At 61.7% G+C, this 23,302-nt stretch carries 18 protein-coding genes and 1 pseudogene; 9 read left to right on the top strand and 10 right to left on the bottom strand.

The window, feature by feature from the left end; translation table 11 throughout:
- Positions 1–128 precede the first annotated feature (128 nt).
- On the bottom strand, positions 129–1,406 hold the full coding sequence (locus tag QMX78_RS11215) for an MFS transporter (protein WP_282269474.1): 1,278 nt from the start codon (positions 1,404–1,406) through the stop codon (positions 129–131).
- Between the two features lie 176 nt (positions 1,407–1,582).
- On the opposite strand from QMX78_RS11215, the gene QMX78_RS11210 reads away from it, so the two are divergent.
- The 7 genes and pseudogenes from QMX78_RS11210 to QMX78_RS11180 all read left to right on the top strand — a co-directional run bounded on the left by QMX78_RS11210 (position 1,583) and on the right by QMX78_RS11180 (position 8,542).
- Entirely contained in the window at positions 1,583–2,380 is a 798-nt protein-coding gene (locus QMX78_RS11210) for a GntR family transcriptional regulator (RefSeq protein WP_282269473.1), read from the top strand.
- 8 nt (positions 2,381–2,388) lie between these two features.
- Entirely contained in the window at positions 2,389–3,672 is a 1,284-nt protein-coding gene (locus QMX78_RS11205) for a 3-isopropylmalate dehydratase large subunit (RefSeq protein WP_282269472.1), read from the top strand.
- On the top strand, positions 3,669–4,166 hold the full coding sequence (locus QMX78_RS11200; protein WP_282269471.1) for a 3-isopropylmalate dehydratase: 498 nt from the start codon (positions 3,669–3,671) through the stop codon (positions 4,164–4,166). The genes QMX78_RS11205 and QMX78_RS11200 overlap by 4 nt, the downstream gene beginning before the upstream one ends.
- Positions 4,163–5,020: a hypothetical protein gene (locus QMX78_RS11195; RefSeq protein ID WP_282269469.1), complete on the top strand. Its 858-nt coding sequence runs from the start codon at positions 4,163–4,165 to the stop codon at positions 5,018–5,020. Before QMX78_RS11200 ends, QMX78_RS11195 begins: the two co-directional genes overlap by 4 nt.
- A 423-nt stretch (positions 5,021–5,443) precedes the next feature.
- Positions 5,444–7,318, top strand: a pseudogene (locus tag QMX78_RS11190) (CocE/NonD family hydrolase).
- 487 nt (positions 7,319–7,805) lie between these two features.
- A complete protein-coding gene (locus tag QMX78_RS11185) occupies positions 7,806–8,057 on the top strand; it encodes a hypothetical protein (protein WP_282269467.1) in 252 nt (83 codons plus the stop codon).
- Between the two features lie 140 nt (positions 8,058–8,197).
- Complete coding sequence (locus QMX78_RS11180; protein WP_282269465.1) at positions 8,198–8,542, top strand: BON domain-containing protein; 345 nt, start codon at positions 8,198–8,200, stop codon at positions 8,540–8,542.
- 127 nt (positions 8,543–8,669) lie between these two features.
- On the opposite strand, the gene QMX78_RS11175 is transcribed toward QMX78_RS11180, so the two are convergent.
- The 9 genes from QMX78_RS11175 to QMX78_RS11135 all read right to left on the bottom strand — a co-directional run bounded on the left by QMX78_RS11175 (position 8,670) and on the right by QMX78_RS11135 (position 19,729).
- Positions 8,670–10,940, bottom strand: a complete 2,271-nt coding sequence (locus tag QMX78_RS11175; protein WP_282269463.1) for an Ig-like domain-containing protein — start codon at positions 10,938–10,940, stop codon at positions 8,670–8,672.
- Between the two features lie 559 nt (positions 10,941–11,499).
- Positions 11,500–11,748, bottom strand: coding sequence for a hypothetical protein (locus tag QMX78_RS11170; RefSeq protein WP_282269461.1), 249 nt, complete (start codon positions 11,746–11,748; stop codon positions 11,500–11,502).
- Between the two features lie 287 nt (positions 11,749–12,035).
- Positions 12,036–13,430 carry a MipA/OmpV family protein gene (locus tag QMX78_RS11165; protein WP_282269459.1) on the bottom strand — a complete coding sequence of 465 codons (1,395 nt, stop codon included), beginning with the start codon at positions 13,428–13,430 and terminating at the stop codon, positions 12,036–12,038.
- A gap of 6 nt (positions 13,431–13,436) precedes the next feature.
- On the bottom strand, positions 13,437–14,828 hold the full coding sequence (locus tag QMX78_RS11160) for a DcaP family trimeric outer membrane transporter (RefSeq protein WP_282269457.1): 1,392 nt from the start codon (positions 14,826–14,828) through the stop codon (positions 13,437–13,439).
- Between the two features lie 82 nt (positions 14,829–14,910).
- Positions 14,911–15,234, bottom strand: a complete 324-nt coding sequence (locus tag QMX78_RS11155; protein ID WP_282269455.1) for a hypothetical protein — start codon at positions 15,232–15,234, stop codon at positions 14,911–14,913.
- A gap of 65 nt (positions 15,235–15,299) precedes the next feature.
- Positions 15,300–16,544: an arginine deiminase gene (gene arcA, locus QMX78_RS11150; RefSeq protein WP_282269453.1), complete on the bottom strand. Its 1,245-nt coding sequence runs from the start codon at positions 16,542–16,544 to the stop codon at positions 15,300–15,302.
- A 336-nt stretch (positions 16,545–16,880) separates the two neighbouring features.
- Positions 16,881–18,308 (bottom strand): basic amino acid/polyamine antiporter, encoded by a 1,428-nt coding sequence (locus tag QMX78_RS11145; protein WP_282269451.1) that lies wholly within the window; start codon positions 18,306–18,308, stop codon positions 16,881–16,883.
- Between the two features lie 81 nt (positions 18,309–18,389).
- A complete protein-coding gene (locus QMX78_RS11140; RefSeq protein WP_282269449.1) occupies positions 18,390–19,067 on the bottom strand; it encodes a response regulator transcription factor in 678 nt (225 codons plus the stop codon).
- A gap of 332 nt (positions 19,068–19,399) precedes the next feature.
- Positions 19,400–19,729 carry a hypothetical protein gene (locus QMX78_RS11135; RefSeq protein ID WP_282269447.1) on the bottom strand — a complete coding sequence of 110 codons (330 nt, stop codon included), beginning with the start codon at positions 19,727–19,729 and terminating at the stop codon, positions 19,400–19,402.
- A 620-nt stretch (positions 19,730–20,349) separates the two neighbouring features.
- Between QMX78_RS11135 and QMX78_RS11130 the strand changes: the two genes are divergently transcribed.
- Together QMX78_RS11130 and QMX78_RS11125 are read left to right on the top strand one after the other, a co-directional pair.
- Positions 20,350–21,873 carry an ATP-binding protein gene (locus QMX78_RS11130; RefSeq protein ID WP_282269445.1) on the top strand — a complete coding sequence of 508 codons (1,524 nt, stop codon included), beginning with the start codon at positions 20,350–20,352 and terminating at the stop codon, positions 21,871–21,873.
- Between the two features lie 577 nt (positions 21,874–22,450).
- Positions 22,451–23,023, top strand: a complete 573-nt coding sequence (locus QMX78_RS11125; RefSeq protein WP_282269443.1) for an Ax21 family protein — start codon at positions 22,451–22,453, stop codon at positions 23,021–23,023.
- Positions 23,024–23,302: the final 279 nt, after the last annotated feature.

Raw genomic sequence — 23,302 nt, 5'->3', positions numbered from 1 at the left:
GAGCGGCGTAAGCCGCGAAGCAAGCACATCTTCAGACCGCCTGTATGCCGTGCGCTTCTGGAACATCAGCTTCGCGGCTTACGCCGCTCCCACAACAGATACCGGCACCTTCGGTTATGGCTCAGCCCTCAAGCCACTCCACGCGCCAAGGGAGAATCCGCATTTGCACCCTCGCCCGCTGCTCCTGCAAACGCCAGCCGCCGCTCATCGCGCACGAAGAACGAGGCCAACAGACCAATCGCCACCAGCACCGCGATCACCGTGAACGCAACGTGGTAGTTACCGAAGTGATCGAACATCACCGCGGTCAGCCAGATGCCGAGCCCGGCAGACGTAGCGTCCATCAACGAGATCGTGCCGAGGATCTTGCCAGCGGCGCTGAGCCCGAATGCCTCGACGATCTGCAGCTGCAGGATCGCGTACAGGCCACCCCAGCCCAGGCCCATCACGATCAGACCACTCCACAGCAGCTCGCGCTGCTGCAGGGCGATGATCATCGAGCCCAGCGCCATCAGCGCAACGTTGCAGACGAATACTTTCTTCGAGGTCGTCATGTCGGCGAGGAAGCCAAACAGGAACTTGCCGACCATGCCCAGGCCGAACAGCAGGAACATGCCATCTCCCGCCTGCTCGCCGCTGAAGCCCAGGTCCTTCATGTTGAGGATCAGGTGCGAGGACAGCGACATGATTCCCCAGAACGTGGTCACCGCCACCACGGCCAATGCCCAGAACGTGCGGGTACGCAGTGCCTGCCGGTACCCCAGGTCCGGCAAGCTGCTGGCACGGCCCGGCGTGCTGTTGTCGCTTGCCTGGCCATCTCCCCAGGGGCGCAGGCCGCTGCCACCGGGCGAGCGGACCAACGCCAGGCAGAGCACGAACAGGGCCACGGGTATCACCGCCATCAGCAGGAAGCTGCCGCGCCAACCATGCTCCGGCAGCAAGCCGATGATGATCTTGGGCACCAGCATTCCGCCCAGGCTGCTCCCCACCAGCGCAATTCCCAGCGCCGTACCGCGCCGCGTCTGGAACCATTGCGACACCATGATCACCGCCACGCACAGGCCACTGCTGACCACTACCGCGGCAAAGCCGACATGGATCAGGTACACGTGGGTGATGGAGTGCACCTGTGAGTAGGCGGCGTACAGCACTGCCAGCAGCAGGCTGCCGAACAGGGCCAGACTGCGTACACCGACGCGGTCGATCAAGGCGCCGACAAAGGGTGACATCAGCGCCGCCAGCAACAGGTTGAACATGTCGCGGAACTTGAGCTGGCCACGGCTCCAGCCGAACTCGTCCAGCAGCGACGGATCGAAGGCGGTGATGCCGGTCATGGTCATGCCATTGGAGATCGCCAACATCAGCATGGCCACGATGCAGATCAGCCACGGGTAGAAACGTTTCATCGGTACACCTGCTGCGAAAGGGTGAACGGGGAACGCATGGCACTGGACTAATGTCCGGACAAAGAATGGCACAGACCGGGCGGCGGATATAGCCCCGCGAGCCGATTGCAGTCGGCCCCAAATATAGTTATATAGATATATCATTAAGATTATCGCCAGCCGGCCGGACCCACGCCATGGACCCGTTCACAACACAATCCCTGGAAGGCATCCTCCGCCGCGACGTGCATGCGCCGCTCTACCACCAGTTGCAGGGCTTCCTGCGCGGTTTGATCGAGCGCGGCGAGATCGGCGACGGCGAGCAACTGCCTCGCGAAGAGGAACTGGCCCGGCGCCTGCGCATCTCGCGCGTCACCGTGCGCCAGGCGCTGCAGTTGCTGGCCAGCGACGGGCTGCTGGTGCGCCAGCGTGGCCGCGGTACCCGCGTGGTTGGCGGCGGCGCGCGCAGCTCGACCATCCCGATGCCATTGAAGACACCCTTGGGCGAACTGCTGCACAGCCTGGATACGCTGGCCGGCAATACCCAGGTCCGCCTGCTCGGCTGGGAACGCGTGCTGCCACCGCAGCCGGTCCGCGACCTGTTCGGCACTGGACCCGCACAGACGCTGGTGCGCTGCGTGCGCGTGCGCAGCCGCCACGGCCAACCGTTCGGCTACTACGCCAGCTGGACCCGCACCGAACACCCTGAGTTCAACGCCGAGAACCTTGCCTATGGCTCGCGCATCGAGTTGTTCCGCCGCTGTGGCATCGAGGTGATGAAAGTTCAGCAGACCGTTTCCGCCACCCGCGTCGACGCATTGGCGGCGATGCACCTGCAGATGTCGACCGGGCAGGCGGTGATGACGCTGGACAGGCGTTCCTTCAATGCCGACCAGCAGCTGCAGGATCTGCTGGAAATCCAATACCGCCCCGACCAGCTGCGCTACCAGATGCGCATGGACTACGAAACCGATCACCCGGAGGCGAGCGCTTGAGTACCACCGTGAGTGCAGGCCCCGCTGCAACCCTTGCAGAAAAGATCCTCGCCCGTGCCTGTGGGCGCGAAACGGTGCGCGCTGGCGAGATCCTCACCGCCAGGCTCGACCTGCTGATGATGCATGACTCCGGCGGGCCGCGCCGGGTCGCCTCACGGCTGGAAAAGCTCGGCGCCAAGGTGTGGGACCCGGACAAGGTGGTGGTGGTCTCCGATCACTTCGTACCCGCCGTGGACATGGAAAGCGCCGATATCCTCGCACTGACCCGCAAGTGGGCGCAGGCGCAGGGCGTTACCCATTACGACATGCTCGGCATCTGCCACGTGGTGCTGCAGGAACACGGTCATGTGAAGCCAGGCATGTTCTGCGTCGGCGGTGACTCACATTCGCCAAGCGGTGGCGCCTTTGGCGCCTTCATGGTCGGCATGGGCGCCACCGACATCACCGGCGCGCTGGTCACCGGCGAAGTCTGGTTGCGCGTGCCGCAGACCACCCGCGTGCAGTTGGACGGCGTACTCGGCCGCGGCGTCAGCGCCAAGGACGTGATGCTGATGCTGTGCGGCCAACATGGCATGGGCAACGAAGGCCAGGTGTTCGAATACGGTGGCAGCGCGGTGCAGGCGATGCCGATGCACGAGCGCCTGACCCTGTGCAACATGGCCGCCGAACTCGGCGCCGAAACCGGCATCGTCGAACCGGACGCAACCACCCTTGCTGCGCTGGAACAGGCCGGCAAGCCCTTCCACGGTGAGCTGGCGCAGTGGCGCAGCGACGTTGGCGCCAATTACCTGCACCATCATCGTTACGACGCCGCGCAGATCGCGCCACATGTGGCCGCACCGCACAGCCCGGCCAACAGCCGCCCGGTCGGCGAGCATGGCAAAGTGCACATCGACCAGGCATACATTGGCGCCTGCACCGGCGCCAAACTGACCGACCTGCGCATGGCTGCCGAAGTACTGAAGGGCCACAAGGTCGCCAAGGGCACACGTTTGCTGATCGCGCCAGCCTCGGTGGCGATGACGGCACAGGCGGCAGCCGAGGGCACCTTGGCGACACTGACCGAAGCTGGCGCGATCCTGCTGCCGTCCGGCTGCGGCGCCTGCGCCGGCATGGGCGCAGGCATGCTCAGCAGCGGTGAAATCTGCATGTCCACCACCGCGCGCAACTTCAAGGGCCGCATGGGCTCGGCCGAGGCACAGGTCTACCTGGGCTCGCCATACAGTGTCGCTGCCGCTGCGGTGAAGGGCGAAATCTGCGATCCACGCGGATTGCTGGGAGAGAACGTTTGAACGTCCGTGGCAAGGCCTTCGTGTTTGGCGACCGCATCGATACCGATGTGCTGGCGCCCGGCCCTTACATGCGCGAACCAATGAGCGTGCTCGCCAGCCACTGCCTGGAAGCAGTGGACCCGGCCTTCGCCAGCGAAGTACGCCGCGGCGACATCGTGGTCGGTGGTGAATCCTTCGGTATTGGTTCCTCGCGCGAACAAGCGGTACAGGCACTGGCTGAACTCGGCGTAGGCGCAATCATCGCCAGGTCATTCGCACGCATCTTCTATCGCAACGCACTGAATCTCGGCGTTCCCGCGCTGGTTTGTGCGACGCTTGAAGCATCGCGCGGCGACGAATTGGAAGTACTGCCGGTGGAGGGACGCATCATCAATCACAGCACGGGTCGCGAATTCGACTGCGAGAAGATTCCCACCGAGTTGATGGCGATCGTTGCCGGCGGCGGACTGATGCCGTGGCTGGAGCGCAAGCTGGCGGCGGAGCGGCGCACATGAACGCGCCGCATTTAAAACGGGGCATCATCCATGCGACCCTGATTGCGCCGGACCTGCAGCAGGTCTGCGATGCCTATGTCACGCAGTTGGCTATGCAGGTGCGGCAGCGCGGGACACTGAGCTCCGAGGATGCCGCCGCACTTGATCTGACGGACCTGATCGGCGCGCCGCTGGCCTGGCTGGCCAACAGCGCAGACGAGCCGGTGCTGCGGGTGATTGAAGACCCACAGGCAATCGTTGCCGAACCCATGTTCCGCCATGGCTGGTTGTCGCTGGAAGTGCTGGTTGGCGATATCGATTCGCTGGCCGCCGGCTTGCAGCCTCCATTCAAGGTTCTGGGTCCAGCCGCCAACCTGGAGCTGAGCGATGCCATCCGCGCCGCGCAAGTGCTTGGACCGTGCGGCGAACTGCTCTACCTCACCCAGATCAAGGCGCCGGTACCGCCGTTCGACCTGCCGATGACGGACGCGACGGTTGCAAGCACCTTCATCGGGGTGATGACCACGCCGGATCGTGATGCCTCGCAACGTGCCTGGTCTGCGTTGCTGGGCGCCAAAGGCTGGGCCTTCGATACCAGGATCACCGTGCTCAATCGTGCCTACGGCAAGGCCTTGGACGGACGCTACCCGGTAGCGGTGGTACCGATGCCCGGGCAGTGCATGGTTGAGATTGACCAAGTGGATCTGCCTGCTTCACCCACGCTGCGGCATGCGGGTCAGTACAGCCTGGGGCTGCGCTTGCCGGCGGTGGATGCTGCTGTGCTGGCGGAGGCTGGTTGGATGGTTCAGGACGTTGGTGAGCGACGCAGCCTGCGTGGGCCTGCCGGGGAACATGTGGAGTTGCTTGCTGGGTGATGGGCCCTGAGCTGTTTCTGGCTGCTGGCAAGATCAAAAGCAAAAAGCTCAAAAGCACCCCTCCCAAACCCTCCCCTGCGCTACGCGCAAGGGAGGGAGCTGTTTGCCGCGCCCTGTCAGACCAACGCAGCACCGCTTGTACCCCCTTCCCTGCGCTACGCGCAAGGGAGGCAGCTGTTTGCCGCGCACTGTCAGACCAACGCAGCGCCGCTTATGCCCCCTCCATTGCGCGTAGCGCAGGGGAGGGTTTGGGAGGGGTCGCTTTTGCCTCGCTTCCTCTGTCACTTCAACGACTCCATGACCTTTGCCATGTGTAACCCGCACTACACAGGCATAGCGTCAGCGTTTACCCAGGCACTTGAGGTAGGCGCAATGCGGACCCTGACGCTGGCAGCAGCCATCGCCACCATCATCTGCGTGGGCATGACGATGCCGGCCACCGCCCAGGTCTCACCGATGACGCCGGACATCACCGGCAAGAATTTCATCGCTCCGCAGCCCGCCCGTGACTTCGACAAGCGCGAGGTGATGATCCCGATGCGCGACGGGGTCAAGCTGTACACCGTCATCATGATTCCCAAGGGTGCGCACAACGCGCCGATCCTGTTCACGCGCACGCCGTACAACGCAGCCGGCCGGGTTGATCGCACACCGGGCGCGACACGTTTGGTCGATGCCGTCGCCCAGGGCGACACGGTGTTCGCCGAGGACGGTTATATCCGCGTTTTCCAGGATGTACGCGGCAAGTACGGATCGGAAGGCGACTACGTGATGACGCGACCACCACGCGGTCCACTCAACCCAAGCAAGATCGATCACAGCACCGATGCCTGGGACAGCATCGACTGGTTGGTGAAGCATCTACCCGAGTCCAACGGCAAGGTAGGCATGCTCGGTTCTTCCTACGAAGGCTTCACGGTGGTGATGGCCTTGCTGGATCCGCACCCCGCACTGAAAGTCGCTGCGCCGGAAAGCCCGATGGTCGACGGCTGGATGGGCGATGACTGGTTCCAGCACGGCGCCTACCGTCAGGTGAACCTTGGCTACTTCAGCGGGTAGATGACTGCACGCGGCGCTGGCGCGAAAATCGCCATGCCGACCGGCGACGACTACAGCAGCTTCCTGCAGGCAGGCTCGGTGGGCGCCTTCGCCAAGACACTGGGGCTGGAACAGATACCAGCCTGGCACAAGGTCAGCGAACACCCAGCCTACGACGCCTTCTGGCAGCAGCAGGCGCTGGACAAGTTATTGGCCAAGCTGCCTGGGATCAGTGTTCCCACCATGTGGGAACAAGGCCTGTGGGATCAGGAAGACATCTATGGTGCGCATACCGCCTGGGCCGCACTGGAACCCAAGGACCATGACAACACGCGCAACTTCCTGGTGATCGGGCCGTGGCGGCACAGCGGCGCCAATTACAACGGCAGTTCGCTGGGCGCACTGGACTTCAATGGCGACACCGCCCTGCAGTGGCGACGTGATGTGCTCAAGCCGTTCTTCGATCAATACCTCAAGGACGGCGCGCCGGTCGCCAACACGCCACCGGTGTGGGTGTACAACGCCGGCAGCAACCGTTGGGACACCTACAACAACTGGCCACACAGCTGCAGGCAAGGCTGCACCGTCAACGCACGCAGACTCTATCTCAACACCGACACGCAGCTGGGCTTCAACAGCGCCACCAGCCTTGCGCAGTACGCCGAGTACACTTCCGATCCGGCCAAGCCTGTTCCCTTCGTGCCGCGCCCGGTCAACATGGGCGACCGTGATGTCTGGACGACGTGGCTCGTCCGCGATCAACGTTTCGTCGATGGTCGCACCGACGTGCTCACCTATACCGGCCCGGTGCTGGACAAGCCGATGACGCTGGCCGGCATTCCGCAGGTGCAGCTCAGTGCGTCCACGTCCGGCAGCGACAGCGACTGGGTAGTGAAGTTGATCGACGTCTATCCCGATCACTATCCTGACAACCCGAAGATGGCCGGTTACCAGCTGCCGCTTGCGGTGACCATCTTCCGCGGCCGCTACCGTGAGAGTTTCAGCCAGCCCAAGCCGATCACGCCGGATGTACCGCAGACCTACAGCTTCGATCTGCCCAACGTGAACCAGACCCTGCAACCCGGGCACCGTTTGATGGTGCAGGTACAGTCCAGCCTGTTCCCGCTCTACGACCGCAATCCACAAAGCTACGTGGACAACATCTTCTTCGCCCAGCCCGGTGACTACCGAAAGGCCACGCAGCGTATCTGGAACAGCAGCGAGCATCCCAGCTACATCATGCTTCCGGTTGTTGAGTGATGGTGTTGGCGTAGACGCCTTGAGGACGACGATCGTGTTGCAGGGCCCGAACGACGATCGCGCATAGCAATCTGGTGATGCCGGATTCGGCTGCAACGGAAGCAGCGTGAGCTTCGCGGCTTACGCCGCTCCCACAGATAGCTGGTGGCTCCTGTTTCGCTGCCGTTGCTGATGGCCGTGCTATAGCAATAGTCGGCATCACTGCCTGCAATGCAATGGAGCATGTATGAAGCGCAGGAGGCTCAGCCAGCGCAGCATCATACTGATCGGCATCGCCGTCCTCACCGCCGTCATCGCGCTGTCGGTCGTGCCTTGGTGATTGTTAACGCTGCGTGGCACAAGGCGACGCAGCACACAGCAACGCCACAATGCAGTTCGCGTAATGCGCAGCACTATCCGTTTATGCGTATTCACGCATTGCTGCCTGTTCACGATCCCGGCTATAGCTGTACAGCCAGATCAGGGGATCACCTACCGGAGAAGTCCATTGGACAAGATCACGTTTTTCCTTGAAGGGCCTGGTCGCCAACGTCGATTGGTGACCCTGCTAGCTACCGAATCCAGGAATATCGCCAAGGGCAGCAGCGATGGCCGCCGCGTCGCCACCATGGGGCTGAGCGATGTCTGCTTCCATACGATGATCGATGAGCACGGCAACATCGCCAAGCAGATCGATTTCGATGGCTACCGTTTCAAGTTCCGTGACTCCAACCTGCCCTGGGATCTGATGATTGCCTGATCCGCGATGTGCAGCACGACTCCCGCGTTACGCTACCTTTGCGTTTCCTGCACCTGCTCATCACCGGATACAGGCATCCGCTTAATCGCCCGGGGTGCAAGCTGCAGTTGGAGCATCGTTGCTCTGATCGGAGACACGACATGGATACCCGCAAGATGAAGCAACTGCTGTTCGCAGGCATGATCGCCCTTGGCTGCGCAGGCACTGCCCTCACCGTGCAGGCCGCAGGTCAAACCGCCCAAGGTCATGAGTCCGAACAGCCCGGCACCGATACCTGGATCACCACCAAGGTGAAGGCCGAGTTGCTGACCACCAAGGATGTGTCCGGCATGGAGATCAAGGTGGAGACCGTCAACGGCGTGGTCGCATTGAGTGGCACCGTCGCCAGCAAGGTCGAAGCGGATCGTGCCATTGCCGCTGCCAAGGCCATCAAGGGCGTGAAAAGTGTGGACAGTTCGGCTTTGATGGTGGCTGCCGCGCGTTGATGCGCTGGCAAGGGCACAATCCTTCGCTTGATCGAATACACGGAAAACGGCACCGCAAGGTGCCGTTCTCCTGTTTCATGACAGCCTACCGGTCGTCTTCGCCGAGGGCGACAGCTCGCAGCACGCCTCAGATCAGTTCAACCCGAACCGTATCCTGCACCAACAGCTCGGCATCCATACCAGAGTGCTGATAGATCACGTAAGAAGCACCACCGATGTACTGCTTGCCCGTTGAAGCCCAGTCGCCGAGGTCCGGGCCACCGGCACCGAGCAGATCATCCAGCATGACCACGTCGCCAGCGTTTCCCTTCACCATCATCTGCACAGTCTGCTTCGCACCTTGGTGGAACAAGTCAACCTGGCCATTGGCAAGCACATCCTGCAACGACAAGCCCAAGCTGTTGTTCCCGGTGCCGGTGATATCGAGAATCTCGATCGAATCGATCCTGTCCTTCAACGTCGCAAGATCCAATTGCTGATTGGCGCCAGTGAGCTTGATCGTGTCCACACCTGCGCCACCGGAAACCCCGCCACTGCTGGCCGCCATCAGGTTGGCGACATTGGCCAGCGAGAACACGTTGTCCTCGTCACCGCCATGATAGGCGCCAAGCTTGCCATCGATCGACTGGTTGGTGAGCACATTGAGCTCACTGGCGCCGCTGCGTATCTGGAAATCATCCAGGCCGATCCAGTCCCAAGAGCCTATACCCGTGTAGCCGGGCACCTTGTAGCCGGTGCTGACGACCATATACGAAAAGTCCTGCCCGGCTGGTGCCTTGAACGAAGCAGTCAAGGAATCCGGCCAGTACGCGGATAGCGACAACTGTCCGACCAACGCACCACTGGCCGTATAGAACTTGACCACCGAGGGATCAAAGTGGCCAGCCTGCAGGTTGGTCACCAGGAACCGGAGCTCGGAGACCGGACCTTCGGTGAAGTCGATACGGGTGCGCCCGGTGACACCGATCTTCATACCGGTAAAGACCGCCGGATCATAACTGGTCAGTCCAGTGATCGCGTCAGGTATCTCCGAGACATCATGATCAACCTCGGAAGTGATCCGCAGACCGTTATAGATCGTGCTTTGCCCCTTGTTGAGGTTCACATAGCCGGCACTGTTGAAGTCGATGAGTTTGTTGTCGCCCATGTCACGGTACTTTGAGCTGTTACCCGCCCTGTCGATGATGGCGGCCATGACATCGCCACTGGCGACGGAGAAGCCGGGCGCGATCCGCACGCTTCCCGCAGCCACCTCCTTGACGGTAAGTGCGTGTTCGAAGCGCTGTCCATCCAGTACCACACTGACGATATCGCCAGCGGACACGCCGGCCGGCTTGAAGGCCACGGTCAAGTAGAAACCGTCGACGCTGAGCTTTGTGGGTGCATCCGGCGCCAGGGTATCGAGGAACACATCTCGCGATTCCACTTCACCGCTGCGCCCCGCGTCATTCACAACCTTGGTCTGGATCGACCAATTGCCATCGTGGCTGTTGTTGTCCTGTACGACCCAGCTGAGGCCATTCACCGAAGCCACGCTCCAGCTGACGCCGTCGTCGGTGGAAACCCACAGACGTTCATCGGCAGCGAGCTGCGCGCTGAGTGAACCCTGCATCAGGCGTCCTGCAGTACCGTCGTTGGTGAGCCAGTCACTGCTGCTCGCGCCCGAATCCTTGCCCATCGCGGTGACGGTGGCGATCTGCGTGGGCACAGCTGCCTTGACCACGATGATGTGTTTCTCCGAATGGTCGGACGCATTGCCAGCCTGATCGGTCGTTACGACTTCGAACTCATGCTGACCATCGGCAAGCTCGACATCGGGCGTGAACACCCAGCTGCCGTCATCGGCGACCCGCACCTCGCCAATCACCTGACCGTTGTCGATGATGGTGACGGTAGAGCCAGCCTCGCCTTTGCCCGACAACGTAGGCAGGGTGTCATCCGTTCCACCGCCATTGCCAATCGCGCCGGTGTGCGGGCCGACATCGTCCAACACCTCACTGATGGACGGTGCCTCGGGAGCAACCTTGTCAACGAAGATCACATACGGTGCGGACAGATCGCTGACGTCACCATCCTCGTACTCGTGCAGGATGCTGATGCTGTGCCTGCCGTCAGACAGCGGGAAAGACGGCGTGAACGCCCAGATACCATCTGCCGCAATCCGGACACGTCCCAGCAGTTCGTAACCATCGTAGATATGGACAAGATCACCGGGGTTGCCCTTGCCTGTAATCTCCGGACGGCCATCATCGGTATAGCCACCATTTCCGATATTTCCCGTACTGCTGCCCTGATCATCGATGATCGCCTCGATCACAGGTACGCTGCCAACCGCATACACATCGGAATGGTCGACGCTTGCCGTCTGCCGCATCCCGCCATAACTCACTGCGTCCATTTGTTGCCTCCATTTACTTGAATCAACCATGCAACCGCCTTGAAGCGACTGTGCGTCTGGCGTCAGAAAGCAGCGGATTGGTCATGCACTGCCTCGCGCGCACGGTGATGCGGCCTCCAGCACCACTGCTGGGGTCGTTGCCGACAAGGGTCTGTCTCATCGCGAGAGGCTGGGCAAGACAGCGTCAATCGCCGAGCCTGGCCTTTCGCAGGAACGTCCCAATCAAGGGAGTGGAGACGTTCCAACTTGCTGTATTCAATTCCCGCTTGATGTTGCCTACAGGCCAAGACCATCTGGCGATCCATGTATCACGCAAAGCCTCAGCCTCCAGCTCAAGGTTCGCGTTCCTGCTGCATCGATCCATGCCAAGGGAACAGCCCCGTGACGTAGTGGTTCCGTGTTTTCAAACGCCACCATACGTGCGCCTGCTTGCATTGAAGGCTTTGGCCCGGCGGATCCAACACAACATCGGTGACAGGATTATCGGCATCGCTCCTGGGCAGAAGAATGGGATTAATCCCGAATCAGGGGTTTGATTACCACCATGAGCATCCGCATTTCAACTGAGAAACCAGATCAGCGATAACCGCCGAAAATCGCCATTTCCTTCATCGCTGATGAAACTCCTCGGCGAAGCATCGGCGCTGTTGGCATGACCATTTCCCTTGAAGGGTGTACGCGAATCAGTGCGAGCCGCCAGCGCGTAACAGCCAGGTTCGCAGAACAGCACGGACGACACCCCATTCACGCGCTCCGTACATCGCTGCAGGTTCACGCATTGCATCTTGAACGGCTTGGCGAGCTTCAAGCTTTCGCATCGACCCTGGTCGAAGTTCTGGCAGTGCAGGTGCTCCCACTCATCGGGCTGGCACTGCGCCTCGATGGCGGCGGCAAACGATGGACGCCATCGGTATCAGGCCTGTTTGTACCGGTAGCCGCCTTCATACCGGTGGTCGGCGTGGCGTGGGCCAGACGTGCATCTGCATCGTGTCGTGTTGGAGCTTGGCTGGCGCTTCTGGCGATGTGATCGGCCAACGTCGGCATTGCCTTGCTACAGCGCCGTGGTCACATCCGCATGGTCGGCACATCTGACGGTCATAAAGCGCCTTCCAGGTAGACGTAGATGTAGTTCGAACCACCGTCGACGGTACCGAGCATGCGCGCCGAACCAAAGATGCCAGAGCGGTGCGAGATCCCCACGCCGAGGTAGAGGTCGTGCAATCGCGGGTTGCCGATGATGTCGCCTACACTGACATCGATGCTGGGGTCCAGGTAGTTCAGCAGCTTTGAGGTGTTGCGTTCGCGACGCGCCTGTGACTCCACTTCGGTATGTGGCACGCGCTCGGCGTACGACAGGCCGAAGCCGAAGCCGATGCGGGTATCGACGCGATGCGACCACGGGAAGCCGTAGTAGAAGGCCTTCATGTAGGCATCGATCTGCCAGGCATCGGGCTGGATGCCGCGCTCCTCATGGCGCAGGAGGCCGACATAGCCGACCAGGTCCATCGGCCAGCCATTGAGGCGAGAGACGAAGGGGCGGCCGATGTGCACGCCCCAGATGTCGGTAGGATCGTCGGAGTTGAGGCGGGTGCAACTGAAGGTCATGATCTTGATCATGTGGCAGCCGTCCGCCGAATCGCGGCCGTAGAATACCTTCACCCAGGTCGGAGTCTGCGGCTTGTGCCAGGCGACATCACCATTGCCGAAATCGTAGGACGCGCCAAGCATGGTGCCCCATTGCACATCGTCCTTGGCCAATGGGCTGTTGCGGATAGCGCTGGAATGCCTGGTCAGGTAAGCACCACCGAGCACGCTCCAGTTCTGCAGCACGCGCCTGCGACCGTATAACCCGGCGGTGACGTCCAACCCGGAACCGGCCGCATAGGCAGGCCTCGGGATGTCCGCCTCGTCCTGCTCCACGCCGAAGTAGTAGTCATTGAGTTTGGCGCTGCGCCATTGCAGGCTCAGCACCGGCTGCAGCGCCCAACCCTCACCGCGCCAGATGTAGCCATAGGCAGAGCGGACTTCGCTGCCCTTGGAGGTGTTGGAGATATCCTGCCGTACCGTCAGGTCCAGCGAATGTGCGTCGTGCTTCCAATACAGACGCACGCCAAGATCGGCCTCACTGTTCCGCGGGCGCATGCCATCCAGGATCGGCGGCGTCTCGTCCTCCGGATAGCCCTCCAGCCTGCGCTCCACGAACAACTCCAGCCCCCGGTCCTCGCGCTGGGTCAGTTTGATACCCGCGCTGTTGGAACGCAGGAAGAAACGATCCCCTTCGTACAGATACAACGGCAGCAGGTCCACGCGCTGATCGGCGCCCTTGTAAGGCGAGGCCTCGACCCGCACCAGGCCACCCAATCCCGCGCTTTGTGGCTCATCCAGCAGCGAGCCCAGGGTGGCGTTCTGGGCGATCGCCAAGGGCGAGGCACATGTTGCTGTGGCCAGCAGGGCGAGGCGCAGGAGAGCGGGGCGAAGAACTGGATGCATCGTCGATCACCGTATGAAGTCGTATTTCAGTGCGGTCTGCACGCGGAACACATCGGCGCTGGTGCCATCCTGTTGCTCCAGCTTTCCATACAGCAGCTCCGCGCCCCAGCTCCAACTCGGCGCTGGCTGCCAGATCAGGTTCACCGCCGCATAGTCACTACGGCGGAAGATGCTCGCGGCAAGCAGGTTGTCGCGCTCCAGACGCAACTGGCTATAGGTCAGGGTTGAGCGCCAGCGGCCGGACCATTGATGGTTGTAGCCCCCCCAGCCACCATATTGCTGCAGCGTCTGCAGGTCACCGCGCGCATCCACCACGCCGTCCAGGTTCAAACCGCCCAGATCACCGAGATAGGAGGCGATGCCCTGCCCGCCGACGACGCCGAACACGAAGTAGTCGCCGCTGTCGGCATTCCATGATCCGCTCAGCGCCAGGCCGCCGGCGTAGGCACCACCACTCCCTTCGACACTGCCGCGGGCGGAGTCGTAGGCCAGGTAGCGCATCACACCTGACAGTTGCAGATGGCCCCAGTCGGCCTCGTGGCGTGCGGCAGCGACAAGGCTGGGCGCGGCGTTGCGGGGCTGCTGGGTAGCCCCGGGCAGCTGCAACTCGGGGGAATGATGCTCGGCGGCCAGCAGGAGCTGGTTACCCTTCCCCAGCGGGAAGTACTGGCGGATGCTGGCCACTCGAGCAGACGGCGATGCACCCGGGCCAGCGAAGTCGATCAGGTCCGGGCCCGAATCCAGATCCATGAATGCCGACCACCCGAAGCCAACATACGTATTCCCAAGTTGGCCCCAGGCGTGGCGCAGGCGGTATCCGTAGCTACCACCGGAGCCGAAGAAGTCGTTCTGCAGCAGCATGCGCAACTGACCTCGGTCGGTGTCGCGGCGCGCTTCCAAGGTAAAGCGGGTCTGTCGCGCGTGCATGTTGAAGCGGCTTTTGCCACGACCGCCATCAATCGGGATGTCCGAGGCAATGAACTGATCGTCGTCCCCGGCATCGCCACTGTCCCACATCGCATCCAGCTTGGCGTAGCCGTCCAACCGGATCCACGTAGCGGTACCGGGGATCGGGAAGAATCCTTCGAGGTCTGATCCCGTCGGCACATCATTGTCGGCGCGGGCCGTGGCTTGATCGTCCTCGTCGAACGACTCACGGGCCGGCAAGGGCGAAATGGCCAGCTTCAGCGCCGGCGGCATCGTCAGCGCAGGCGATGCCTCCGCCGTTGGCGTTGGTGCCTGCTTGGCTTCCAGTGCATGGATGCGAGCGGTCAGAACCTCAACCGTCTCGCGCAGTTGTTTCAGCTCGGCATCCTGGTCGGCATCGCGGCTCTGCGCCAGCGCACAGGCGGGTGCCAGCGAGGATGCAAAGCAGATGACGCGAACAAGCGTGTGCATGGCAGCATGCCTCAGGTGGAAGAAGGACAATCAGTCTGCGTGGAACGTTTTCGAGCCTGCCTCCCCAAGGCGACATACAGGTTCACGGCATCCTGCAGCGCATCAGCACCCAGTTGCAGCGGGCGCTGTTCGACAATGAAGTGGCTGCGCTCGAGATCGGCCACGTCGAGGCACGGCCTGGGTCCGACGCCATGGCGATCTTGCGCACACACCACCAGCGTGGCCTGCGCCGCGGCCTGGGCGATGCACGGAACCGAAGCGCGTGCCTGGCACCGATATCGGCATCGGCAGCGCGCAGTGGCTGCTCGGCCATGCGGATGTCGGGCCGCAACTCCGTGCTGCGATCGCACGCAACCGGCAATGGCGCAGCCAGCATCGGCGAAACCACACATCGCAGGCTATGCATCACCGTGACCTCCATATCGCCCCGCGCACAGGGGCCAGTCGCGGAGCGCCCTGGCCGGCCCAGGACTACACCGGATCGCGAATCAACGGACAGGTCATGCAATGCCCGCCACCACGGCCACGGCCAAGCTCCGCGCCGACGATACTGATCACCTCGATGCCTTCCTTGCGCAGGCCTGTATTCGTGGCGGTACTGCGATCATAGGCCACCACCACGCCAGGCGAGATCGCCACCAGGTTGTTGCCGCTGTCCCACTGTGACCGCTCAGCTGCGTAGCGGTCACCACCAGACTCAACGATGCGCAGCTTCTGGAAGCCGAGCGCCTCAGCCACAACGTCATTGAAGTGGCGCTTCTCGAACACCACCTCGAAGCCGGGTTCCTTGTCGCTGGGATACAGCGACACCGGGTGGATCTGATCGACGATGCTGGGGAACACCGTCACCACGTCACGGTCGGCGAAGGTGAATACCGTATCCAGGTGCATGGCCGAGCGCAGCTTGGGCATCACCGCCACGATGATGCGTTTGGCTGCGCCGCTGCGGAACAGCGACCGGGCCAGTTGGGTGATGGCCGTGCGCGAGGTACGCTCGCTCATTCCGACCAGCACAATGCCATTACCGGCGATGAGTACGTCTCCCCCTTCCAGGGTCGCATTGCCATGGTCAACGGTAGGGTCGCCGAACCAGATGGGAAAATCCGCCTTGGCGAAATCTGGGTGGAACTTGTAGATCGCCGTCGTCAAGATGGTTTCTTCGCGACGTGCGGGCCAGTACAGCGGATTCAGGGTCACGCCCTGGTAGATCCAGCATGTGGTATCGCGGGTGTACAGGGTGTTGGGCAGCGGCGGCAGCAGATAGCCCACCAACTCGGGCAGCGCGCGCATCGTCTGCAGGGTTGGGCCCGCAAAGTCCTCGGGCAGGTCCAGCACGCTCAACCCGCCGATCAGCGTTTCAGCCAGCCTGCGCGCCGGCAACTCCTGCAGGTAGGCGCGCACCTCGGCCATGAACTCCAAGCCCACCTCGTTGGCGTTGACCTGGTGGTCGAGTATCCAATTGCGGGCGTCATCGATCTCCAGGGTCTCGGCCAACAGGTTGTGCATTTCCACTACGTCTACACCGCGGTCGCGCATCTTCGACATGAAATCGAAATGGTCACGCTTGGCGTTGTCCACCCAGATCACATCATCGAACAGCAGGCTGTCCTTGTTGCGTGGCGTCAGCCGCATATGTGCCAGGCCCGGAGAACACACCATCACCTTCCTGAGAATGCCAACTTCAGAGTGGACGCCATACACCGGTGCGCTGGACATGGAAGACTCCGCATCAACGATAAGGGGTGGTTGCATCCTAGTCGCCTCTACACGAATGAAGGCTTGTTTTAGGTAAAAAACAGTAGAAATACCTAGCTCGATAACACCAGCTTCGTGCAGGCACTCAAGTATCGTCGGCCTTGATGCAGGGCTGCACGCATCGCTGCTCTCTTGATGCCGCGCAGGATGAACAGATGAAAGCCCGACAGCAGCAGTGATGCAAAAAAGCCGCAGGCAGGTCAAACATGCCCGAGCCGACTACCGGAACGGTTGACTCAAGGCGGGGCAGCCGCCGGACCTCCAATGGGAGGATCGCGCGCTCCCCTACCCGTCACGTCATATCTCGATATACCCCGTGGCGATCCAGTACACGCCGACCAAGGCTGCGATGATGGCCAGCGCCAGAATCACGGCGTCGGAAGGCCTTGCGATGAACTTCCGCCCCTGCTCGTGGCGCGCCCACAGATACAGCAGGCTGCCCGGGGCGTAGAGCACGGCCGAGAGCACGATGTACTCGATGCCACCAGCCCATAGCAGGAAAATCGTGTAGATGGTGGCAGCCACGCACAGGAATAGATCCCTGCCCCTGTCCTGTGGCCAGACATCGTAGGCCTCACCCTTCCGAGTCAGTTGCAGGCCATAGGCGGCCACCAGGAAGAAGGGAATCAGGGACATCGCGCTGGTCAGGTTCAGCATGAGGCTGAAGGCATCGCGCGACCAATAGGTGCTGATCACAATCAGCTGGACGATGATGTTGGTGGCCCACAGAGCGGCCGAGGGCACACCATTGCCGTTCTCCCGGGCGAACACCTTGGGCATGTCGCGGGTGCGCGCCGCGGCCGACAGCACCTCGGCGCAGATCAGCGACCAGGTCAGGTAGGCGCCCAGTACAGAAACCAGCAGGCCGACGCTGACGAAGATCGCGCCCCACTGTCCAACCACCGCTTCCAACAGCGCGGCCATCGAGGGCTGGCGCATCGCGGCGATATCTGCGCGGGGCACCACCGCATACGGCAGCAATGTCACCAGCACCATCAGCGTGGTAACCACCAGGAAGCCGGTGACGGTCGCCGAACCAACGTCACGTCGATCCTTGGCATAACGCGAATAGACGCTGGCACCCTCGATGCCGAGGAACACGAATACGGTCACCAGCATGGTGGCGCGTACCTGGGAAAAGATGCCGCCTTCCAGGTCCCCACCGTAGAAATTGAGGGTAAACATATCCGTACGGAACGCGAAGACCATGATCGCCAGGAACACAAGGATCGGAACGACCTTGGCGATGGTCACGATCTTGTTGATGGCCGCTGCCTGCTGCACGCCGCGCAGGATCATGAAGTGGAACAGCCAGATACCGATCGACGCGACCAGGATCGCCACCACGGTGTTGCCATTGCCGAATACTGGAAAAAACGCGCCGAGCGTGGACTTGATCAGCACCCAGTAGGAAACATTGCCGATGCAGCTGCCGATCCAGTAACCAAATGCAGAGAGGAAGCCCGGATAGTCACCAAACCCTTCCTTGGCATAAGCGAACACACCGGCATCCAGGTTTGGCTTGCGTTCGGCCAGCAGCTGGAAGACGCGCGCCAGCGTATACATGCCCAGACCAGCGATCAGCCAAGCCACCAACGCACCCAGTGGGCCGGTTGCACCTGCAAATGTACGTGGGAGGGAGAAGATGCCCGCACCAATCATCCCGCCGACAACCATCGCGGTGAGTTGGGCGCGCGTCATCTTGATCAGATGGGAGGAAGACATGGAAAACGCTCCACCAGCTGGCAAGGTCAGTGGGCGCATGATGACCCATTCGCTTTCGCCACGCCTCAGTACTTCTACCGATCATGCGGCGGCTGCTTCGCCCGAAATCGCTACAAGTGGCGCGTGGCGCTTTCTACCAGGCCAAGCTCGTGTGCACGGCGCACCAGCTCGATGGTTCCGTGCACGCCGAACGCCTGCATCAACGCATATTTGTGCGATTCCACCGTGCGTACAGAGATTCCAAGTGAGTATGCGATCTGCTTCGAGCGCAGACCCAATGCCACCTGGCTCAGGATCTGCCGCTGCTTGTCGGTGAGTGATGGCATGCGGCACGAGCCGCCGGCGATGACCGGTGCCGCCAGCGTGGCGGCTCACATAGTGACGACCGGCGATGACCTCCTCCACCGCACGCAGCAGTTCTTCGCCCGCCGCGGACTTCAGCACGTAGCCCATCGCGCCGGCCCGCAACGCGTCCCTGGCCAGCCATGGGTCGGCATGCATGGTGAGGAAGATGAAAGGCACCTGCCGGCCGGTTGCGTACAACTGACGCATGGCATCCAGGCCGTTCGATTGCTGCATGCTGATATCCGAGATGACCAGCGTAAAGCCATCGGACTGCACCTGCCGCAGCAGCCGCTCAGCGGTATCGACTCGCACCACCGGGTAGCCGGCCGTGCGCAACAAGCTCTCCACTCCTTCGGCGACGAGCACGTGGTCGTCTGCAACAAGTATTCGCTTTTGCACTTGTGGGCTGGACATCGTGACTCCGCATGGAGCAGGGACTTCCTTCAAAAAACTGGACGTCCGTTGGTCAATGACAGGTTGGCGCGAATTCTGCCGGCGTAAAATCCCCAGTACCGAGTGTAGGCGCTGCTTATTGCAAAAATCTACACAGCTGCAAATAGCCACCAGCAGCTAAAAAGGCAGTTCTTCAAACAGATGCCGGCAATCGGCAGAGAAGCGTTGCAGGCAGAACCGGGCTCCATCGCGATCCCGGCGCCCCGGTGCGAGGCACGTCAGCGGGAAAGCTTGCTCCAACGGCACGTGCCCATGCCATGCATCAGCTTGATCAGCAGCTCAAGTTACCGTGACTACAGTCCAGCTCGGTGCACCAAGAATCCAGCTTCCTGCTCGCCCCGAAACGCCACACCTTCGATGATCCACTCAGCCTTGGCTGACGCGCTCGAACGATGCTGGAGCTGCAGGTTCACGTCGGAGACATCGGTGACGCAGGCCACCACCACGTCCACGAATGCCACGATCAGCTGCGATGCCGCACTGGCGAACGGGAACTGCTGCAGCGTAGCGCCCCAGCGCAACGCGCTGTCAACAACGGACAGGGCGCGCATGCTGTTGCAGGTACCGGCGGGCTTGAGGTGCCAGAAGCTGTCAGCCCAAGCTGCGCAGGCGAGGTCCGGCATCCAAACATCGTCGTGCCATGCCACGGCCGACACGCAGCACCTGCCAGTTGGCGGAAAAGGAGACATCCATCGCTTATTACTCGGCAAGCTGCATCAATCGGCCACACTCGACCACATGGCGACTTCGCCACCGACGCTGATCACGACGAGCGATCATCGCGATGGTCATCACATGGACTTCACATTTTCCCGGGCGTGCACCGCCAGTGATTACATGCCGCGATCCAGAGTGAACCGCCACAGGTTTGGGTTTGCTACCCATCTTACGGACCCTCCGTCGTCCGTCGTATCGCAGGCTGCTGGCCCGCACTCCTGTGATGGCCACGCTCCTGCCATATCTCTGAATCAACATCGCGCATCGCGCATCGCGCATCGCGAAGGCGCTGAGGCCGAAAATGAGGCACTGGTCTCCATCTGCCACTCCGTCAGGTGTCGGAAAGTGGATAGCACCGCTTGGATTGCGTGTTAACTTCATCCGCGGTCCAACACAACCGAACTCCATGAGCGAGTTTACTGATCCAGCGCGTGCGCCAGCCCCCGCTCACGCACGCTTGGACGCTGGCCCCTTGCCCCAGACAGATCCCAAGTCTGCCGTCCTGGTGCCGGCTGCAGTCATAGCAGTGTCCGCCGCCATGGGGCAGCTGGTCACCATGGACCTGTGGAATGCATCTTCCAGCCCTCAGGGGCTGAACTTGCTGGGCGCCATGTTCCTGTGTGTACTACTGTCCACCCATGGCAAGCGCGCCATCGTCTGGGCCATCGCGGTCTTGGCCGGCGGCATTTCGGCACAAGTCGGGATGGATGTAGCGTTTCTTGCTCATCTGCCGTTGCACATCACTTACTGTCTGCTGCTTATTCCCTTCGGCCACTACTTGGCCCTGCCGCCGCGCGGGCCCAACCCACTGCAGCGCTCGGCATGGGTACTGCGCTTCGTGGTGTGCTGCGGCCTGCTGTTGCCGGCCTTGATCGCAACCTTGTACTGGCTGGCGGGCAACGCTCTCGGCCTTCCACCTTGGCAAACCTACTGGCATTCCAACTTCCTGGCGCAAGCGCTCGGCTTCCTGCTGTTTGTCCCCATCTGCGTCAGCCTCAGGTATCGCATTACGGCCGGTGGCCCGCGGTTGTCGCCACGCCAGATTGCGCTGCCGGCAATCTTCATCGCCTTGGCTGCAATAGCGTGGGTCAATCTGAGCTCCAGCGGCGCCACCGTGCACACGCTGCTGGCGATCGGCCTGCTTTTCATGTTGTTGCTTGTGCAGTTTCTATGGGGTGCCGATGCGGCATTCCTGTCGCTACTGATGCTAACCCTGGGCTGCCTGCAGCTTGGTTTCGCCAAGGGCGGGCACGCCACACCCGGGGAAGAAAGCATCACCGTGACCGTCATCCAGATTGGTGCACTGGTCGCGGTGTTGAGCCTGCTGATGATGGTCGTCATATCTGAGCAATGGCGTCATCTGCGCACTACGCTGGAGCAAGCAGACGCTCGCATCGCAGTAATGGCCGAGCGCCTGATCAAGGTGCAGGAAGACGAGCGCGCGCGCATTGCCCGCGATCTGCACGATGACATCAATCAGTCGATCGCAGCGGTATCCATCCAACTGAGCAATGTCAGGCGGCAGTTGCCCGGACTTTACCAAGGCAACCTCTCCGTTCTTCAGTGGAAGCTGGGCGAGGTTTCCGAACGTGTGCGGCAGATTTCGCATGACCTGCACCCCAGCATCCTGCACTTCAGCACCCTCTCCTCTGCGTTGGAGAGCCTGTGCCAGTCCCATTCCGGGCCGCCACGGGTGACGTTTATCGGCTGTACCGAGACCGAAGACAGCCTGACCCCCGAGCAGAAGATCAATCTGTTCCGCATCACACAGGAAGCCCTGCACAACGTGGTCCGTCACGCCCAGGCCGAGTCGGCGACGATCTCCCTCAGTACCGATGCACATCTGGCTGTGTTGCGCATCTGCGATGACGGAGTGGGGCTGCCACGGCGGGAGCGGCACTCGCGTCGGCTCGGGCTGGGGATGATCACGATGGAGGAGCGCACGCGAATGATGCGAGGCGTGCTGGTGCTGGAAGAGGCACCTGAAAGTGGGACATGTGTGGAGGTGCGGATACCGCTGGAGGCGAGTCCAGAAGCCGCCGGGATCTAGTCGACACGTTCCAGGCGATGGCGATGCGCTGCTTCGAATTGGCGCGACTGCTCATGCTTGGCTCAAGACGAATGCCTTTGCAGAAGCGCTACCGTGCGGCGCCCCCCCTATTGGCAACCCTGCTCCAATTGGATCAAGGCAACGCGTGGGCATCGACCACGCACTACTTTCCTGGTGGCCCTCAGAACAGGTGCTCGACGGACCTGCCCTGCCGCAGGTAGATCTTCCTGGTCCCTTGTGGAGAAAGACGAGCGCCATTTGGGCCTTCTTCTCTGCAGACCACGCAGCGCTCGGCGTCGGAAGCGCCCACATGATGCCCCGGGGATTGTCAGCGGCCCGACACCATGGGTGTTGCCGCCTCGACCTTTGAATCGACGACCAAGGCTACAACCGAGGCAACGGCTTTGCTTGCCGGTCGAACCGGGACGAGGGAAGTTCCCTTTTCTTCACCTTAATTTATGTACTGGTCAGTTTGATATTCAGGGTGGATTCCGTCGGCTAACGGATAATTCACAACTATCGAACGGCCACAGATTCAGGCCGTAACGATCAAGACCAATAACGAGGTAATGCCGAAATGAAGACTTCTTTGATCGCTCTGGGCCTGTTGGCCGCCCTGCCGTTCGCCGCTTCGGCTGCCGATGGCCTTTCCTACAACTATGTGGAAGGCGGCTATGCGAACACCGATACCAAGGGCGGCGACGCCGATGGTTGGGCGGTGAAGGGCTCGGTTGCGGTACATCCGAACTTCCATGTGTTCGGTGAGTACAACGCGCAGGAAACCGACAAGTTCAAGGCTGACGTCGACCAGTGGCGCCTGGGTGTTGGTTACAACTACACCGTTGCCCCGAATACCGACCTGCTGGCCCGTGCGGCCTACCAGAAGCTGGATCTGGAGTACGGCCCGAAGTTCAACGGTTACAGCGCTGAAGTCGGCGTGCGTACCGCCTTCACCCCGAACTTCGAAGGCTATGCCCTGGCTGGCTACGAGGACTACAGCAAGAAGAACGGCTACAACCCGGACGGCGAGTTCTACGGCCGCGTCGGCGCCACCGGCAAGTTCAACGCGAACTGGGGCCTTACCGGCGAAGTGAAGCTGGCCAAGGCTGGCGACAAGGAATGGTTCGTCGGCCCGCGCTTCACCTGGTAAGCGACACAGCAACAAGCGACAAGTAGTGGTGTTGTATGGCGCGTGACCTCTCTCCCACGCGCCGCTGGAAGCCCGGCCCTCCCCCGACCGGGCTTCTTTTTTGGGCGCTCGGGAGGCTGGTTCACCGGTAGTGCCGAGCCATGCTCGGCAAGGCTTTACCAGGCAATGGCCAAAGCTACCCCTCCCCAGCCCTCCCCCTTGGCTTGGACAAGGGAGGGAGCGTAGTGCCGAGCCATGCTCGGCAGTGGCTCTACCGGTGAAGCCTCTGCCGAGCATTTC

It is taken from the genome of Stenotrophomonas sp. PS02298 (genome assembly GCF_029959445.1).
GTDB lineage: Bacteria > Pseudomonadota > Gammaproteobacteria > Xanthomonadales > Xanthomonadaceae > Stenotrophomonas.
This window is presented reverse-complemented; position numbering and strand designations above follow the sequence as displayed.